Origin of the sequence: Microbacterium sp. NPDC055988, from assembly GCF_042269505.1 — a bacterium.
In the GTDB taxonomy this organism is placed as follows: domain Bacteria; phylum Actinomycetota; class Actinomycetes; order Actinomycetales; family Microbacteriaceae; genus Microbacterium.
In genome coordinates this window covers 1894668-1909387 of record NZ_JBHJXY010000001.1, presented here as the reverse complement: position 1 = coordinate 1909387, position 14720 = coordinate 1894668, and the positions used below count along the sequence as shown (strand labels likewise).

The 14720-nt window shown below is 68.4% G+C and carries 16 protein-coding genes; 7 read left to right on the top strand and 9 right to left on the bottom strand.

Annotated elements, in window-relative coordinates:
* Positions 1-46: 46 nt before the first annotated feature.
* The 6 genes from ACFC14_RS09135 to ACFC14_RS09110 form a co-directional block, all read right to left on the bottom strand.
* Positions 47-700 carry a GntR family transcriptional regulator gene (locus ACFC14_RS09135; protein WP_376103252.1) on the bottom strand — a complete coding sequence of 218 codons (654 nt, stop codon included), beginning with the start codon at positions 698-700 and terminating at the stop codon, positions 47-49.
* A gap of 134 nt (positions 701-834) precedes the next feature.
* Positions 835-1476, bottom strand: coding sequence for an NADPH-dependent F420 reductase (locus tag ACFC14_RS09130; protein ID WP_376103249.1), 642 nt, complete (start codon positions 1474-1476; stop codon positions 835-837).
* Between the two features lie 58 nt (positions 1477-1534).
* A complete protein-coding gene (locus tag ACFC14_RS09125) occupies positions 1535-2476 on the bottom strand; it encodes a GNAT family N-acetyltransferase (RefSeq protein WP_376103246.1) in 942 nt (313 codons plus the stop codon).
* Between the two features lie 16 nt (positions 2477-2492).
* Positions 2493-2927, bottom strand: a complete 435-nt coding sequence (gene sufU, locus ACFC14_RS09120) for a Fe-S cluster assembly sulfur transfer protein SufU (RefSeq protein WP_136043059.1) — start codon at positions 2925-2927, stop codon at positions 2493-2495.
* Positions 2924-4231: an aminotransferase class V-fold PLP-dependent enzyme gene (locus tag ACFC14_RS09115; RefSeq protein WP_376103243.1), complete on the bottom strand. Its 1308-nt coding sequence runs from the start codon at positions 4229-4231 to the stop codon at positions 2924-2926. Before ACFC14_RS09115 ends, sufU begins: the two co-directional genes overlap by 4 nt.
* A 42-nt stretch (positions 4232-4273) precedes the next feature.
* Positions 4274-4654, bottom strand: coding sequence for a winged helix-turn-helix transcriptional regulator (locus ACFC14_RS09110; RefSeq protein WP_376103240.1), 381 nt, complete (start codon positions 4652-4654; stop codon positions 4274-4276).
* Positions 4655-4743: 89 nt separating this feature from the next.
* Here ACFC14_RS09110 and ACFC14_RS09105 point away from each other — a divergent pair, with 89 nt between their 5' ends.
* On the top strand, positions 4744-5136 hold the full coding sequence (locus tag ACFC14_RS09105; RefSeq protein ID WP_376103237.1) for a nuclear transport factor 2 family protein: 393 nt from the start codon (positions 4744-4746) through the stop codon (positions 5134-5136).
* Between the two features lie 60 nt (positions 5137-5196).
* Positions 5197-5844, top strand: a complete 648-nt coding sequence (locus ACFC14_RS09100; protein ID WP_376103234.1) for a LysE family translocator — start codon at positions 5197-5199, stop codon at positions 5842-5844.
* A gap of 18 nt (positions 5845-5862) precedes the next feature.
* Here the strand turns inward: ACFC14_RS09100 and ACFC14_RS09095 are convergent, their stop codons facing one another.
* Both ACFC14_RS09095 and ACFC14_RS09090 read right to left on the bottom strand, forming a co-directional pair.
* On the bottom strand, positions 5863-6663 hold the full coding sequence (locus ACFC14_RS09095; RefSeq protein WP_376103231.1) for a DUF1206 domain-containing protein: 801 nt from the start codon (positions 6661-6663) through the stop codon (positions 5863-5865).
* 64 nt (positions 6664-6727) lie between these two features.
* Positions 6728-7300, bottom strand: a complete 573-nt coding sequence (locus ACFC14_RS09090; RefSeq protein WP_376107149.1) for a GyrI-like domain-containing protein — start codon at positions 7298-7300, stop codon at positions 6728-6730.
* A gap of 370 nt (positions 7301-7670) precedes the next feature.
* Between ACFC14_RS09090 and chvE the strand changes: the two genes are divergently transcribed.
* The 5 genes from chvE (at position 7671) to ACFC14_RS09065 (ending at position 13595) form a co-directional block, all read left to right on the top strand.
* Positions 7671-8822: a multiple monosaccharide ABC transporter substrate-binding protein gene (chvE, locus tag ACFC14_RS09085; protein ID WP_376103228.1), complete on the top strand. Its 1152-nt coding sequence runs from the start codon at positions 7671-7673 to the stop codon at positions 8820-8822.
* Between the two features lie 64 nt (positions 8823-8886).
* Entirely contained in the window at positions 8887-10428 is a 1542-nt protein-coding gene (gene mmsA, locus ACFC14_RS09080) for a multiple monosaccharide ABC transporter ATP-binding protein (RefSeq protein ID WP_136043066.1), read from the top strand.
* A complete protein-coding gene (gene mmsB, locus ACFC14_RS09075; protein WP_376103225.1) occupies positions 10425-11603 on the top strand; it encodes a multiple monosaccharide ABC transporter permease in 1179 nt (392 codons plus the stop codon). The genes mmsA and mmsB overlap by 4 nt, the downstream gene beginning before the upstream one ends.
* A 37-nt stretch (positions 11604-11640) precedes the next feature.
* Positions 11641-12819 carry an ROK family transcriptional regulator gene (locus tag ACFC14_RS09070; protein WP_376103222.1) on the top strand — a complete coding sequence of 393 codons (1179 nt, stop codon included), beginning with the start codon at positions 11641-11643 and terminating at the stop codon, positions 12817-12819.
* Positions 12816-13595: an ATP-binding cassette domain-containing protein gene (locus tag ACFC14_RS09065; protein WP_376103219.1), complete on the top strand. Its 780-nt coding sequence runs from the start codon at positions 12816-12818 to the stop codon at positions 13593-13595. The genes ACFC14_RS09070 and ACFC14_RS09065 overlap by 4 nt, the downstream gene beginning before the upstream one ends.
* A 25-nt stretch (positions 13596-13620) precedes the next feature.
* Here ACFC14_RS09065 and ACFC14_RS09060 read toward each other — a convergent pair whose 3' ends face one another.
* The gene (locus ACFC14_RS09060) at positions 13621-14484 is read right to left on the bottom strand and encodes a GyrI-like domain-containing protein (protein ID WP_376103216.1); all 864 of its coding nucleotides are present in this window, start codon (positions 14482-14484) and stop codon (positions 13621-13623) included.
* Positions 14485-14720: the final 236 nt, after the last annotated feature.

Sequence of the window (14720 nt, the reverse complement as noted above, 5' to 3'; positions counted from 1 at the left end):
ACCCGTCGTCGGTGTCCCCCAATGTGCGCGAGCGGGACGGCGGGGTTCAGACGAGCAGGTCGCTGCCGTCGGCGAGGCGCCGCTCCGCCGCCGACTGGCCGCTGGCGAGGTGCGCAGGAATGATGCGGCGGAGCGCCGCCGTATCGCGTGCGACCATCGCCTCGAGGATGATGCGGTGCTCGTCGGCCATGGCGAGCAGATCGTCGTGCTGTCCGAACAGCCACCGCAGACGGGTGAGGAACACCGCGATCAGCTCCCCGAGCATCTCGTTCCCGGCGAGTTCGACCGCGACCTCGTGGAACTCGGCCGCCGCGATCCGCGCTGCCTCCGAGTCATCGGCTTCGGCCGCCGAGAGCTCGCGTTCGTAGGCAGCCCTGATGCGCGCGATACCCGCCTCATCGTGCCGTTCGGCGGCGAAGACGAAGATGAGTGTCTCGATGGCCTCGCGCACCTCTGCGAAGTCCTGGATGTCACGCGGGGTGAATTCGCGCACGACCGCCCAGGTGCGAGGGCGTGCGACGACGACTCCTTCGGACACGAGGGTGCGGATGGCTTCGCGGACCGGGAGGCGTGAGACGTTCAGCTCGGCCGCGATGTCGCGCTCGACCAGACGCGACCCCGGCACCCGTCGCCCCAGCACGATGTCGTCGCGCAGGATGCGCGTGACCCTGACCGATTCGAGTTCGCCGCTTGTCCCCATAGCCCCCGCCATCTGGGCATTCTCGCATCACGGGCCGGGTTACTCAACTTTTGGTATCCCAACACGCCCGGGATGCCCCGGTCCGGGACGAGCGCGAGACACGGAAGGCGTCCGTCGCGCTCGCCCCGCGGCGCTCAGGGCAGACGGTTCGCGATCGCGAGGTTCGCGGTCAGCTCCTCGGCATTCTGCCGCACGACGTACGCCGGGCGATCACGCTCGACCCGCCACGACTCGCTGAGTGACCCGACGTTGACCGTGTCGAAGCCGGCTTCGTCGTAGAAGCGCGTCGCGAAGGCGACGGCCTCGGCGTCGTCACCGGCTGTGGCCAGCGCGCGGCGGTCCGGGGCTCCAGCCGGCTTGCCGTCGCTCGTGATCTCCGAGGCGTAGATGTGGTTGAACGCCTTCGCGATCTTCGAGTCCGGGAGCGCGCGCTGCACCAGCTCCGACGTCGTCGTCTCCCCCTTGTCGAGGGCGTCGATGCGACCGTCACGCTCGAAGTAGTAGTTGTTCGTGTCGAGCACGATCTTGCCGGCGAGCTGTGCGGCGGGGAGCGCGTCGATCGCGCGAAGCGGGACGGTGACGACCGCGACATCCGCGGCTGCCGCGGCGTCTTCCGCCGTCGCGGCCTTCGCGCGGGGCCCGAGCTCCTCCACGAGGCCCGCGAGCGTCTCCGGCCCACGCGAGTTGGCGATCACGACGTCGTAACCGTTCGCCACCGCCACCCGCGCGACCTGGCTGCCGATGTGTCCTGCACCGATGATTCCGAGAGTTGTCATGCTGGGGGCAACGTCGAGCACACCGCACTATTCCCTTCGTGTCCTCCGATGACCGGCGTCACAGTTCGCGCAGCAGGCTCTCCTCGGTCCGCCGGTAACCGAGGCTCTCGTACAGCTCGACGGCGGCGGAGTTGAAGCCGAACACGTGCAGCCCGATCGAGTCGGCGCCGAGCCGACGGGCCTCACGTTCGGCGGCGTGCATCAGCTCGCGCCCGTACCCCCTGCGGCGCTGATCCGCGGCGACCTCGATGTCGAGCACGAACGCATGCGCGCGTCCATCGCGCTCGCGCATGCCGAGCCAGAGGATGCCGACCTCGACACCGTCGACCGCGGCCGTGAAGAACTCCTGTCCCGGGGTGGCGAGTCCGTCCGGCAGCTCCTCGACCAGCTGACGGTGGGACTCCGCAGCGGCTTCCTCCGGCGAGTAGCGGCCGGATTCCACGAGGTCCTGCGCGAAACCCTCCTCGGACGCCGCGAGGAATCGGGGGAACCGCTCCTCGGGCATCGGAGCCACGACGACATGGGGTGAGACCTCGCGCAGTGGCAGCGGCTCGAGCACCATCTGGATCGAGGCGACCGTGAAGCCGCGACCGTCGACCAGCGCACGAGATGCCGCCGCCGGCGGGAACACGGGTGCGCTGATCTGCGTCGCGCCCATGTCGCGCGCGATGGTCACGATCCGTGCGACCAGCTCATCGTTCTGGGTGCCGGTCAGCTCGGCCTCGACGGCGAGGTCGAGGAGGAACAGCTTCGTGCCGGCGAGCACCAGCCACAGGGTGCCGAGTTCGCGCTGTCCCTCGTCGACGATCCGCATGACCCGTGCCGCCGGCGTCGCCGCCCCGTAAGGCAGCAGCTCGTCGAAGTACTCGTCCGCGAAAGCGATCGCATCATCCCCGATGCGTCTCCCCGAAGCGCGGTTGCCGTCGATGAGGCGCTGCCTCGCCGCAGCCCGCCACTCGTCGAAGCGTCCGGCGGGCAGCGGCTTCAGATGCACGGGCATGCGTCCATCCTGCACCTCAGCTGCGGGTGAGGGCGTCCTCCGCGGCGACCCACGCGAGCATGGCGCACTTGACCCGCGCCACGTACTTCGACACCCCGCCGAGGGCTGCGGCGTCGCCGAGCAGTTCCTCGTCGGGCTCGATCTTGCCGCGCGAGCGCATCGCCTCGCGGAACGCCGCGATGCGCACCTCGAGCTCCTCGACGGTGAGCCCCTCGGCGAGCTCGGCGAGGAGGGAAGCGGATGCCTGCGAGATCGCGCAGCCGTGTCCCTCCCAGGCGATCGCCTCGACACCCCCGTCGGAGCCGCGGTGCACCTGCAGCGTGATCTCATCGCCGCACGTCGGGTTCAATTGGTGCGACTGCGCCGCGATCTCCTCGCGAAGGCCGTAGCCATGCGGGGTGCGCGAGTGGTCCAGGATCAGCTCCTGGTACAGGTTCTGCAGGTCGCTCATGCGCCCCTCCGGAAGAAAGCGATCGCTCCGGCGACGCCGTCGATCACAGCATCCACCTCGGCCTCGGTCGTGTACAGGTAGGTGCTCGCCCTGGTCGACGAGGTGACGCCCAGGCGCCGGTGCAGCGGCTGGGCGCAGTGGTGCCCGACGCGCACGGCGATCCCGAGGTCGTCGAGGAACTGCCCCACATCGTGCGAGTGGATGCCGGCGACATCGAAGCTCGCGAGTCCCACGCGAGGCAGATCGATCCCGGCACCGAGCACCCGCACCCCGTCGATCGCGCTCAGCCCGTCGACGAGACGGCGGCCGAAAGCGGCCTCGTGTGCGGCGATGCGCGGCATCCCCACCTCGGTCAGATAGCCCACGGCCGCGGCGAGCGCGATGGCCTGCGACACCCGCTGCGTGCCGGCCTCGAACCGCTGCGGCGGCGGGAGGTACTCGGCCTCGGTGGTGGTGACAGTGGTGATCATCGAACCGCCCGTGAGGAGCGGAGGCATCACGGCCAGGACCTCGCGGCGTCCGTAGAGCGCCCCGATGCCGGTGGGACCGAGCATCTTGTGGCCGGACAGCACGGCGAAGTCGACGCCCAGCGCGCGCACATCGAGCGGCAGGTGCGGCGCCGACTGGCAGGCGTCGAGCAGGGTCAAGGCGCCCACCTCGCGGGCGAGAGCGACCAGACGCTCGACCGGATTGACCACGCCGAGCACGTTGGAGACGTGCGTGAACGCCACGAGCTTCGTCCGCACGGTGATGAGCTCGGCGGCGGCGTCGAGGCGCAGTGCACCGTCGTCGTCGAGCGGGATGACCTTGAGCGTCGCGCCCGTGCGGGCCGCGAGCTCCTGCCACGGGATGAGGTTCGCGTGGTGCTCCATCTCGGTCGTGACGATCTCATCGCCCTCACGCAACCGAAGCCGCTCGGCAGCCGCTCCCCCGCGTCCGAGCGACGCGTTCGACAGCGAGTAGGCGACGAGGTTGATCGCCTCGGTCGCGTTCGAGGTCCAGACCACCTCGTCGTCGTCCGCCCCGATGAAGCGCGCGACGCTGCTGCGAGCATCCTCGAACAGCTCGGTCGCCTCGGCGGCGAGCGTGTGCGCCCCGCGGTGCACGGCCGAGTTCATGGTGGTCGAGAACTCGCGCTCGGCATCCAGGACGGACGACGGCCGCTGCGACGTCGCCCCCGAGTCGAGGTACACGAGCGGGTGCCCCTGCACCTGCGTGTGCAGGATCGGGAAGTCCTCGCGGATGCGCTGCACCTCGGTCTCGCTCAGAGGGGCGATCACGTCGACACCGGAAGAAACGCTCATCGTTCCAGTTTCCCACCTGTGAGCCGTGGGTGGGCCCGCGGGTCAGCGCCCGTCGAGCGTCTTCGCGTCGGCGACCTCGTCGTAGCGGGTTTGCGCGTCGAGCACGTCCTCCACGTGCGACTCCGCCCAGACCTGCAGCGCCTGGAGCGGCTCATGCAGGCTCCGCCCGAGCGGGGTGAGCAGGTAGCGCGAATGGCCGTCGTCGCCGACGGCGCGCTCCAGCATCCCGTCGCGTTCGAGGGCGCGGAGGGTGTCGACGAGCACCTTCTTCGTGATCCCGTCCATCCGGGTGTGCAGCTCGCCGAAGCGCAGCGGCTGCTCGTGCAGGAGGACGACGATCATCGCGGTCCACTTGTTCGCGATGCGGGCGAGCGACGCCCGAGACGGGCAGCTGGCGGAGAACACCGTCCACGTGCGCGACATGCGGTGCTCCTCCCGGTGACGTTGAAGTAACCGCGCCCTCGGCGAGACGCTGGATGCTCCAGAGTACCGACCACACGAGAAGGAGCATCATGTCGGCGATCGACGTTGTAGGACAGTACGGTGCGGCCCTGGCCGCGGGAGACATGGGGGCACTGGCGGCCACCTTCCATCCGGATGCCGTGTGGCACCAGCCCGGCGCCAACCAGGCATCCGGCGACCACGTCGGCCCCGACGCGATCCTCGCCCACCTCGGCCGCTTCATGGAGCTCAGCGGCGGCACGTTCGTGCTCGAGACCGACTCGGCGACCGAGAGCGGAGACCTCGTGTCCGCGACCGTGCACTTCCGTGCGCAGCGTGCCGGACACGACGACCTCGACCAGCACGGCGTCGACGTCTTCCGCGTCGCCGGCGACCGCATCGCCGAGGTCTGGCTCATCAGCGAGGACCAGGAGGCGGAAGACCGCTTCTGGGGTCAGGCCTGACCGACGGCGTCGGGCGGCCGCACTCTCGACCGCCCGACGTCCGCACCCTAGGCTCGACCCATGATCGCCCCGGATACGCTGCTCGCCTTCGTCGTCGCGGCGTTCGTCATGGTCGTGATCCCCGGTCCGACCGTGCTGTTCACGATCGGACGGGCCATGGCTCTCGGGCGGATGGGCGGCTTCCTCAGCATCCTCGGCACCGCCGTCGGCTCGATCGTGCTGGTCGTGGCGGTCGCGCTCGGCGTCGGCACGATCATCGCCCAGTCGGCCGTGCTGTTCACCATCGTCAAGGTGCTCGGCGCCGGATACCTCATCTTCCTCGGCATCCAGGCGATCCGGCACCGGAAGGATGCGGCGCGCGCCATCGTCACGACACCCGCGCGACGCTCGGGATGGCGGCTGCTCGCCGAGGGCTTCGTCGTGGGTGTCACCAATCCGAAATCCATCGCGTTCTTCCTCGCGATCCTGCCGCAGTTCGTCGATCTGCATGCGGGCTCGGTCCCCGCGCAGCTCTTCCTGCTCGGGGTGATCGTCGTCGTCATCGGTGTGAGCTGCGACGCCGTGTGGGTGCTCCTCGCGAGCGCCGCACGAGACTGGTTCGGGCGCTCGCCCCGACGCATCGAGGCGATGGGCGCGACCGGGGGCGGGCTCATGATCACTCTCGGTGCTTTCCTGCTGGCCTGGAGCGAGAAGCCCGCGACCGCGTGAGCGCCCGGCGCGCCCTGCTCACATGCGGGCGTAGCGCGCCCGGGCGATGCAGAAGACTCCGTAGATCGCGAAGCCCGCTCCGACCGCTCCCAGGACGAGTCCGCCGAGAGGCAGCTCGAGCAGACTGCGCAGCGCCGCATCGAGCCCCGCGCCCTTCTCCGGATCCTGCGTGACCGCGGCGACGACGAACAGCACGCCGGTCACGGCCACCGCGATGCCCTTGCCGAAGTAGCCGATCACTCCGAGCGTCACGATGCCCCCGCGTGCGACGCCCGTCGGCAGGTCGAGCAGCTTCTTGAAACCGCGCGTGAAGCCGCCGACGACGAAGCCGATCCCCACGCCCACCACGGACAGTCCGATGACGACGAGCAGAGCGACGCCGCCCGGGGCAGACAGCACCACCGCGCTCAGGGTCTTCGACGCGGTCTCCGACTCGGCATCGCCGCCCAGCGCATAGATGAGCGCCATGCCCGCGACCACGAGGTAGGCGAGCGCGATGCCGAAGAGCTTGACGCGCTGCCCCCACTTCTTCGTCTCGGCGGGGTCGGCGGCGAGGAACGCGCTCGCGATCTGCCAGACGGCCAGAGCGATCAGCCCGGTGGCGACGAGCACGAGCAGCAATCCGCCGACCGGGTTGTTCCGGAGCTGCTCCATCGCGCCGTCCTGGTCGGCGTCTCCCGAGGCCCCGGCGGCCATGGTGATGGCGATGGCGCCGATGATCACGTGGATCAGACCGAGGACGACGAACCCGACACGGGCGATGCGACGGAAGGCCGTGGATCCCTGGGCGACGCGTGCAGCGTGCTTGACCGTGCTCATCCTCGAAGAGTATCGCCGACGGCCGACCCCGTGGAGGGGCTTGCATTCCCGACGCCCTCTGCCCTCATGCGCTCCGCACAACCGGCTGCCGGAGGATGGTGCGCAGCTTCGCCGGGTCGGTGCGACGCAGGTCGCTCAAGTAGATCTCGTGGTGCAGCCCGCTCATCGTCAGACCGTTCTCGGGGATGAAACGGTGATGCAGGTCGTCGAGGACGGGCCCTTCGTCGTCGAACGGACCGACGTGCAGAGTCTGCACGCTCAATCCCTCGTCGAGGGTCTCCAGCCGTACGGATCCGAGTGCGGGCACCGGCACCTTCTTCTTCGCGGCCTTCTGAGCCACGGACTCCACCGCATCGGCGAACATCGCAGCGGTGACGTGGTCGCCGACCATGATCAGGAGCGTCCACTGCCAGGCCGATTTGTCGCGATGCGTGGTGAACGACGCCATGTCCGATGCGTGCCAGAGCCCCTCGAGGGGCATCACGACCGTGTCGATGCCGAGCTCGTTCCGGCTCGCGAACTTGAGCGTGTAGGCCAGGGGGAACAGCGCCGAGACGGCCTCCGCATAGGCCGGAGAGGTGTTCGGATCGCCCGCGCCGTCGATCATCAGGTACTGCATCGGCGGCACCTCGACGATGCGGAACTCACCGCGTTTCGCCCGGTACGCATCGATCGTCTTCTTGGGGTCGATCGCCGCCATGACGTGCCTCCCTGGTCCGTGCGCTCAGTGTCGCACGAGGCACTGACAACGGCTTCTCCGGTCTGTTTTACCTTCGAGTCTCGAAGCTAAAAGCCACTCCTTCGCGTTCCATCCCCACAAAATCCCCGTGCTCGAGAAGAAATCCGGGAACGAAGCCGCCTCGTGTTCATCATCACGAATCGATCACGTTTCCTTGACTTCGAGTCTCGAACTCAAGAAAGTGATCCGAGGCGGATCCCGAATGGCCGGGGACGCTGACCCTCCGGACTTCGGCCGGGGGACGCATTGCACAGCAAAGGAGCTCGGAATGAAGAAGAAGTATGCACTCGCGGCCCTCGGCCTCGCGGGAGTCCTCGCCCTCGCCGGTTGCGGTGGAGGTGGAGCAGGCGCCGCAGGCGGCGGCGAGAAGGCCTCCGGCGACAAGGGCGATCTCCTGATCGGCGTCTCCATGCCAACCCAGACCTCGGAGCGCTGGATCGCCGACGGCGAGGCCGTGCAGGACGGCCTCGAAGAAGCCGGCTACCAGGTCGAACTGCAGTACGCCGGCGACGACATCCCGACGCAGGGCCAGCAGATCGACCAGATGATCACCAAGGGCGCAGACCTCCTCATCATCGCCGCGATCGACGGCACCGCGCTGTCTTCGCAGCTCGACGCGGCCGCCGCAGCGAACATCCCCGTGATCTCCTACGACCGTCTCATCCGCGACAGCGAGAACGTCGACTTCTACGTGACGTTCGACAACTACAAGGTCGGCGTGCAGCAGGCCACCTCGCTGCTGGTCGGCCTCGGCGTGCTCGACCAGGACGGCAAGGACAGCGGAGAGAAGGGTCCGTTCAACATCGAGCTCTTCGCCGGCTCGCTCGACGACAACAACGCCCACTTCTTCTGGCAGGGAGCGATGGACACGCTGCAGCCCTACATCGACGAGGGCGTGCTCACGGTGCCGTCGGGTCAGACCGACATCGAGCAGGCGGCGATCCTGCGGTGGCAGCAGGAGACGGCGCAGAAGCGCATGGAGGATCTGCTCACCTCGACCTACGGCGGCGGCACGAAGCTCGATGGAGTACTCTCCCCCTACGACGGGATCTCACGCGGCATCATCACGGCGCTGCAGGGCACCGGCGGTCTCGGCGCGACCATCGCGGACGGGCTCCCGATCGTCACCGGACAGGATGCCGAGATCGGATCGATCGCCCTGATCGACCAGGGCGTGCAGTTCGCGTCGATCTTCAAGGACACGCGCAAGCTCGCCGAGCAGTCGGTCGTGGTGGCCGAGGACATGCTCGAGGGTGAGGAGCCCGAGGCGAACGACACGGAGACCTACGACAACGGTGTGAAGGTCGTGCCGTCGTACCTCCTGCAGTCGGACATCGTCTACAAGGACAACATCACCTCGCTGCTGGTCGACTCCGGTTACTGGACTCAGGCCGAGGTCGACTCCGGCGTCGCCGAATAGTCATCGCTCCGGGGCGTGACGTCGACACGACGTCACGCCCCTCTCGACGGAAAGGACCCGGTTCATGACGACACCGGTACTGCAGATGCGGGAGATCGAGAAGAGCTTCCCCGGAGTCAAGGCGCTCCAGGGCGTCGACCTCGATGTCCGCCGCGGCGAGATCCACGCGATCTGCGGCGAGAACGGCGCGGGCAAGTCCACCCTCATGAAGGTGCTGTCGGGTGTCTACCCGCACGGCGCGTACGAGGGTGAGATCGTCTACGAGGGCGAGGAGGCGAAGTTCGGATCCATCAGCGACTCCGAGCAGGTGGGCATCGTGATCATCCACCAGGAACTCGCGCTGATCCCCTACCTCAGCGTCGCCGAGAACATCTTCCTCGGCAACGAGCGTCGCGGCGCAGGCGGGCTCATCGACTGGGACCGCGCGAACTCCGAGGCCTCGCAGCTGCTCGCCCAGGTCGGTCTCGACGAGAACCCCGCCACGCCGGTCGGCCAGCTCGGCGTGGGCAAGCAGCAGCTCGTCGAGATCGCGAAGGCACTGTCGAAGAACGTGCGCCTGCTCATCCTCGACGAGCCGACCGCGGCGCTCAACGACACCGACTCGGCGCATCTGCTCGACCTCCTCCGGCGCCTGCGCGACGGCGGGATGACGTCGATCATCATCTCGCACAAGCTGAACGAGATCGATGCGATCGCCGACCGCACCACGATCCTCCGCGACGGCCGGTCCATCGAGACTCTCGACATGAGCGATCCGGCCTCCACGCAGGACCGGATCATCCGCGGCATGGTCGGCCGCGACCTCGCCCATCGTTTCCCGGAGCGGGTACCGGAGCTCGGCGAGGAGGTGCTGCGGATCGAGAACTGGACCGTGCATCACCCGACCCAGCCGGGACGGATCATGGTCGACGACGCCTCCCTCACCGTGCGTGCGGGAGAGGTGGTGGGCATCGCGGGGCTGATGGGTGCTGGGCGCACGGAGCTCGCCATGAGCGTCTTCGGCCGCACCTACGGACGGAACGCGAAGGGGCGGGTCCTCGTCCGCGGCAAAGAGGTCGACACGTCGACCACGAGCGCGGCCATCCGCGCGGGGATCGCCTACGCGACCGAGGATCGCAAGAAGTTCGGGCTGAACCTCATCGACGACATCCGCCACAACATCACGCTCGCCTCGCTGCGGATGATCAGCCCCGGCGGCTGGATCGACGCGAACCGGGAACTCCGGATCGCGGAGCAGTACCGGGCCGAGATGAACATCAAGACGCCCAGTGTGCTCCAGCTCGTGGGCAACCTCTCCGGCGGCAACCAGCAGAAGGTCGTGCTCAGCAAGTGGATCCAGACGGAGCCCGACGTGCTGATCCTCGATGAGCCCACCCGCGGCATCGACATCGGCGCCAAGTACGAGATCTACACGATCATCAACCGCCTGGTCGCGGCGGGGAAGGGCGTGCTCGTCATCTCGTCCGAGCTGCCCGAGCTGCTGGGCATCTGCGACCGCATCTACACCCTGGCCTTCGGCAGGATCACCGGTGAGCTGCCGGCCGCCGAGGCCACCCAGGAGAACCTCATGCAACTCATGACTGTCGAAAGGACGGCCGAACGATGACCGGCGTCACCAACCTGTTGAGCCTCGCCACGCGCAATCTGCGCCAGAGCGGCATCCTCGTCGCCTTCGTCGCGATCGTGGCGTTCTTCGCCATCCTGAACCCGACGTTCCTCTCCCCCGGGAACCTCACGAACATCGTTCTGCAGTACTCCTACATCCTGATCCTCGCGATCGGCATGGTGATCGTCATCATCGCCGGTCACATCGATCTCTCGGTCGGCTCGGTCGTCGCCCTCACCGGTGCCACGGCCGCGGTCCTCGTGATCCGCATGCAGCTGCCGTGGTGGGTCGGCGTCATCGCCGCGCTGGTGGTCGGCCTCCTGGTCGGCGCATGGCAGGGGTTCTGGGTGGCGTTCGTCGGCATCCCGGCGTTCATCGTGACCCTCGCCGGCATGCTGCTCTTCCGTGGGCTCACCTTCATCGTGCTGGGCAACGTCTCCCTTTCTCCCTTCGGCGGCACCTACTACTCGATAGCCAACGGATTCTTCAACGGGCTCTTCGGCGGTTACGGGGTCGACGTGTTCACCCTCGTGATCTTCGCCATCGGCGTGAGCGGCTACGCGGTGTGGCAGGTGCGCAGCCGGCGATCGAAGGTCGCACACCAGCAGTCGGTCGAGGCACTGGGATGGTTCATCCTGAAGATCGTCCTGATCGCGGCCGTCGTGATGTGGTTCGGTTACCAGCTGTCCACCAGCCGCGGCCTCCCCTTCGTGCTGATCCTCCTCGCGGTCCTGATCATCGCCTACTCGGTCATCACGCAGAAAAGCGTGTTCGGGCGTCACGTCTACGCCATCGGCGGCAACCTGCACGCCGCACTGCTGAGCGGCGTGAACGTGCGTCGGGTCAACTTCTGGATTTTCGTAAACATGGGGCTCCTCGCCGGCGTCGCGGGCGTCGTGTTCTCCTCGCGCACGAACGGCGCGCAACCGGGAGCGGGGAACATGTTCGAGCTCGACGCGATCGCCGCCTGCTTCATCGGCGGTGCCGCCGTCACCGGCGGTGTGGGACGCGTCGGCGGAGCCATCGTCGGAGGTCTCATCATGGCGGTGATGAGCAACGGCATGCAGCTCATGGGTCTCGACCAGGCGACACAGCAGGTCGTGAAGGGTCTGGTGCTCCTGATCGCCGTGGCGTTCGACGTCTGGAACAAGCGTCGGGCGGGGGCCGCACGCTGACCCCGGCAGTGCCGATCCGAGGCGATATGCTCCCGCTATGAGCAGATGGTCGAGCGGTTCCCAGTCGGGATTGCGCGAGGCCAACACGGCCAAGATCGTCGATGCGGTCAAGCGCTTCGGCGGGCTCACCCAGGTCGAGCTCGCCGAAGCGACCAGCCTGTCCACCGCCACGGTGTCGGCGATCGTGAAGGAGCTGTCGCTCTCCGGCCTCGTGGAGACGCACCCCACCTCGCGGAGCGGCCGGCGCGCACAGCTCGTCACCATCGCCCGGCGTGCGGGCCTCGTGGCCGCCGTCCACATCGGAAGTCGCAGCATGCGGGTGCGTCTCAACGACGTGGGGCAGTCCGTGCTCGCCGACCGCTCGATGCCGCTGCCGGCGGATCACGCCGAGGACACGGTGCTCGATCGCATCACCCTCCTCATCGTCGAGATGCTCGAGATGATCGCGGCGCAGGCCGACGAACTGATCGGCATCTGCATCGCCGTTCCGGCGCCCATCGACCCCGACACCGGTCTGGTCTCCTATGCCGGCGTCATGAGGCGGTGGGAATCGCAGCCCATCGCCACGGTCGTCGAACAGCGTCTCGGATGCCCCGTGCTGGTGGAGAAGGACGCCAATCTCGCCGCTCTCGCCGAGGCGACGCTCGGTACCGCGCGCGACGTCTCGGACAGCCTGTTCGTCAGCGCCTCGTACACGACGAGCGCCGGCGTGATCCTCGATTCGAGGCTCTACCGCGGACGCGGAGGCACGGCGGGCGAGATCGGACACGTGCAGGTGGACCCCGCCGGATCCATCTGCCCCTGCGGCCAGCGCGGTTGCCTCGAGACCGTCGTCGGAGCCGAGGCCGTCACCGCGCCGCTGCGCGCCACGTACGGGCAGGTCACCTTCAAGGACGTCATCGCCCGGGCCGCCGCCGGAGACCCCGGCTGCGCGCGAGTCGTCTCCGATGCGGGCGCGACGCTCGGACGCGTGGTCGCCGGCGTCTGTCAGACCCTCGACCCCGAGATCATCACGATCGGCGGCGAGCTGACCGACGCCGGCCCGGTCTTCCTGCTGCCGTTCGCTGCGTCCCTGCGCGAGCACGCGCCGCAACGTCGCGCTCCTCGCCGCGAGCCGATTCCCGCCTCCTTCGGCAAAGACACGGTTCTCGTCGGCGCGACCATCCACATCCTGCAGTCGACCGACCCGTCCCAGCTTCTCGAGGGCCGCGCATGATCCTCTCGGCGTCGCAGGCCGAGCCGCTGCTCACCCTGCGCGGGATCACGAAGCGCTTCGGCGCCGTCGAAGCCCTCACCGATGTCGATTTCACCGTGAACGCCCGCGAGGTGGTCGGCCTCGTCGGCGACAACGCCGCGGGCAAGTCGACGCTGGCCAAGGTCATCGCGGGTGCCCTCACACCCACGTCCGGCGAGATCCGCATCAACGGCGAGCGCGTCGACATCTCCTCCCCCGCCGAAGCCAACCGACTCGGCATCGCGACGGTCTTCCAGGACCTCGCGGTCTGCGAGAACCTCGACGTCACCGCGAACGTCTTCCTCGGACGCGAGCTGCGCACCTCAAAGGGGATGCTGCGCGAGGGCGAGATGGAGAACGCGACCAGGCAGGCGTTGAGCGATCTCGCCGCCAACATCCCCTCGACCCGCACCCCGCTCAACGCCCTCTCCGGCGGCCAGCGACAGGCCGTGGCGATCGCGCGCACGCTCATCAGCCAACCTCGACTGGTCGTGCTGGACGAGCCGACCGCCTCGCTCAGCGTCGCTCAGACCGCCGACGTGCTCACCCACATCGAGCAGCTCCGGGAGCTCGGGCTCGGCGTCGTGTTCATCAGTCACAACATCGCCGACGTGCAGGCGGTGTCCGACCGGGTCGAGGTGCTGCGACACGGCCGCAACAACGGCAGCTTCTCCAGTCAGGATGCTGCCTACTCCGACCTCATCGCCGCGATCATCGGCACCTATCGCCCGCCGATGAAGGGCGATGCCCCGCGCTGAGCGATCTCCGCGCGGGGCACCCGGTTCAGCCCTGTTCGACGGGCAGCCAGAGCTCGCACGACGCGAAGTCGCCGGTGAACTCGAGGTAGCGCACGATCGAGGGGCCGGGCCGCAGCCGCCAGGGGTTCGACGGGAACCACTCGGTCGCCGTGGCCGCCCACAGGTTCTGCAGCGTCGCCGGGAACGGCCCCCGCGCGGCGAAGACCGCCCAGGACCCTTCGTCGAGGCGCAGGGAGTCGAGGTCGTCAGGCACCGCGGTCGTGTGCTGCAGCGCAACGCCGTGCAGATAGGTGAGCGGTGTGCCCTCCGCCGCATCCGGCTCGACGTCGGCCGTGATCGCGAGGATCCCCGCCGGTTCGGCGTCGCCGAGCGCCTTGAGGCGCGCATGCTCCTCGGGCGGGATCGCGGCGATGTGCGCCTGGATGTGCGGGTTGACGCCCTCGTGGATCAGCGGAACCTCGGCGGCGTGGCCGGCGAGGACGAATGCGGGACGGTGGGTGATGGTGACGTCCATCGGGGTGCTCCCTTCGACGCTCAGGCGGAACCGGAGCGTGGGTTGTGTACGGAGAGGGCCCCCGTCTCGGCGCGCGTCGGCCGGGCCGATGCCGTGCACCGCACGGAAGGCGCGGCCGAAAGCCTCGACCGAGCCGTAGCCGTGGCGCACGGCCACATCGAGCAGGCTCGAAGCACCGGCGGCGAGTTCCGCACCGGCGAGCGTCATGCGACGCCGCCGCACGTACTCCGACAGCGGCATGCCGGCCAGCGCCGAGAACATCCGACGCAGGTGATATTCGGTCGTGCCGTGATCGCGCGCGAACCCGGCGACATCGATCTCATCGGAGCCGCCGGCTTCGACCAGGTCGACCAGGGCGTTGAGCGTTCCGATCATGAGGTCCTCCTTTCCCCACCATCGTCGCCGCGCCCGGGCCGCAGGAACCCGACTTCTCGGATCCGATTCGATCGGCTCGGGCTCCTGCCGCCCGGGCCGGCCACGCGGGCGAGACTATCGGAAGGTTGCGGCCGTCGCAGTGCCCTGAGCAGCATCGAGCGGCGCTCCGGAAACCCCGTTCACACTCGGCGCACAGAGTATGTGAACCGCGATCACATATTCTTGAAGGGTCGGGG